The 2191-nt window shown below is 58.3% G+C and carries 4 protein-coding genes and 1 tRNA gene; 2 read left to right on the top strand and 3 right to left on the bottom strand.

The features are described from left to right. Nucleotides 1-977: solute carrier family 23 protein (locus AC1DLB_RS28215; protein WP_477786106.1), on the top strand; the 977-nt coding region annotated here is incomplete at its 5' end. A gap of 103 nt (nt 978-1080) precedes the next feature. On the opposite strand, the gene AC1DLB_RS28210 is transcribed toward AC1DLB_RS28215, so the two are convergent. After that, a tRNA-Asn gene (locus AC1DLB_RS28210) sits at nt 1081-1156 on the bottom strand. A gap of 227 nt (nt 1157-1383) precedes the next feature. Here AC1DLB_RS28210 and AC1DLB_RS28205 point away from each other — a divergent pair. After that, nucleotides 1384-1614 (top strand): hypothetical protein, encoded by a 231-nt coding sequence (locus tag AC1DLB_RS28205; protein ID WP_018928109.1) that lies wholly within the window; start codon nt 1384-1386, stop codon nt 1612-1614. On the opposite strand, the gene AC1DLB_RS28200 is transcribed toward AC1DLB_RS28205, so the two are convergent. Then, nucleotides 1611-1811 carry a hypothetical protein gene (locus tag AC1DLB_RS28200; protein ID WP_007935214.1) on the bottom strand — a complete coding sequence of 67 codons (201 nt, stop codon included), beginning with the start codon at nt 1809-1811 and terminating at the stop codon, nt 1611-1613. The genes AC1DLB_RS28205 and AC1DLB_RS28200 overlap by 4 nt on opposite strands. Before the next feature lie 139 nt (nt 1812-1950). Beyond that, nucleotides 1951-2191: aminotransferase class I/II-fold pyridoxal phosphate-dependent enzyme (locus AC1DLB_RS28195; protein WP_477786105.1), on the bottom strand; the 241-nt coding region annotated here is incomplete at its 5' end.

Here is a 2191-nt window from a genome sequence, read left to right as displayed (position 1 = left end):
CGATGACGCTGGTGCTGGTGTTGCTATTGAGCAAGATCGGCAGCGCGACCATTTCCCGTTTGTCGATCCTCCTGGCGATGGTCATCGGCACGGTCATCGCTGTGTTCCTCGGCATGGCGGATTTCTCGTCCGTTACCCAAGGACCGATGTTCGGCTTTCCGGCGCCGTTCCATTTCGGCATGCCGACCTTCCACTTCGCCGCGATCCTGTCGATGTGCATCGTGATCATGGTGACCCTGGTGGAAACCTCGGCCGATATCCTCGCCGTCGGTGAAATCATCGGCACCAAGGTCGACTCAAAACGCCTGGGCAACGGTTTGCGTGCAGACATGCTGTCGAGCATGATCGCGCCAATCTTCGGCTCCTTCACTCAGAGCGCCTTCGCCCAGAACGTCGGGCTGGTGGCGGTCACCGGGATCAAGAGCCGTTTCGTGGTGGCCACCGGTGGTGTGTTTCTGGTGGTGCTTGGGTTGCTGCCGTTCATGGGACGGGTCATCGCCGCCGTGCCAACCTCCGTACTTGGTGGCGCCGGCATCGTGCTGTTCGGTACCGTCGCCGCCAGCGGCATTCGGACGCTGTCCAAGGTCGACTACCGCAACAACGTCAACCTGATCATCGTCGCCACTTCCATCGGTTTCGGCATGATCCCCATCGCCGCCCCGAACTTCTACGACCACTTTCCCAGCTGGTTCTCGACGATCTTCCACTCGGGCATCAGCTCCTCGGCGATCATGGCCATCGTGCTGAACCTGACCTTCAACCACCTCACGGCCGGCAACTCGGACCAGCAATCGGTATTTGCCGCCGGTACTGAACGAGTCCTGCGTTATCAAGACCTGGCGGCGCTGCGGGAAGGGGACTACTTCAGCGAAGGTAAACTGCGCGACTGCGACGGGAATGAGATTCCGGTGGTGGAGATGGACCATGGGCACGCCGATTTACGGGCGGTGCATGCGAAAAGCAGTGAGCATGTCTAAAGATAGATAGTCAAAAGATTGCGGTCTGCGATCTTTTGACTTTATGGCAAGCACAAAAAAGCCCCTGAATCTTTCGATTCAGGGGCTTTTCGGTTTTGCTGTCTGGCTCCACGACCTGGACTCGAACCAGGGACCCAGTGATTAACAGTCACTTGCTCTACCAACTGAGCTATCGCGGAATGGCGTGTATGTTACTGATTCAAAAAGAGAAGTCAAGCCTCTGTTGGCAATTTGATGTTTTCATCGGATCAGAGGGAGGTTTATCGGCCATCGGCGGTTACCAGAAGCGCGGGAGAGGTCTACCATGGCTGCCCGGAAGTGGTGACACGCGCTGCCGGCCCTCAGCCGAAAAGGTATGCGCCATGAATCACCCAGCCTTCACACCCCGAAACAGTGGGGTGTTCCCATGAGCATCGCTCAGATCAGCTTGCCCAAAGGTGTCGGCCCGCACGCCGAGAAACTGTTCGACGCAATCACTCAGGCCAGCACCGCTGAAGAACTGAACCGCGCAGGCGGCAAGGCCGAAGGTTTTGTCCTGGGCCTGGAAAGCACCAAGGCGATCAAAAGTCAGGTGGCCGAGTCGCTTTATGTCGCCTATGACGACGCGGCCAGCCAGCGTGCGAGCGAATTGGCCTAACCGCCAAAAGTGATAGTGCCGAGCATCAGCTTGGCATACAGCATCGTGGCGGCCAGTTGCACCAGCCACAAGGCCAGGCCGCCAAGGAACACGCCCGCGGCCACTTGCAGCACCAGGTTATTACCGCGTTTGGCCGAGGAGCGGGGCACGAAGTGGTCCAGTTCATCGCGGTCGGCGCGTAGGTCGTCGTTTTTCATGTGGGTTCTCGCAAGAATTCTCGGGTGTACATAAAGCCTGTGGGAGTTTAAAGGGCGCAGCGGCTGCTTTGAGATTTATCTGAGGCCAATAAAAAACGGGAAGCCATTTTGGCTTCCCGTTTTCATGTCACGCGACGACTCAGATCACCTGAACGATGGCCTTGGTCACGGCGTCGATGTTGCTCTGGTTCAGCGCGGCAACGCAGATGCGGCCGGTGTCCAGGGCGTAGATGCCGAACTCGTTGCGCAGACGGGTCACTTGCTCAACCGTCAGGCCGGAGTAGGAGAACATGCCGCGCTGGCGACCGACGAAGCTGAAATCGCGCTGTGGAGCGTTTTTCGCCAGCAGGTCGACCATCTGGGTGCGCATGCCGCGAATC

The sequence above is a fragment of the Pseudomonas sp. 05N434 genome (assembly GCF_056396965.1).
The sequence above is the reverse complement of the archived record's forward strand: the minus strand, read 5'-3'. Positions and strand labels throughout refer to the sequence as shown.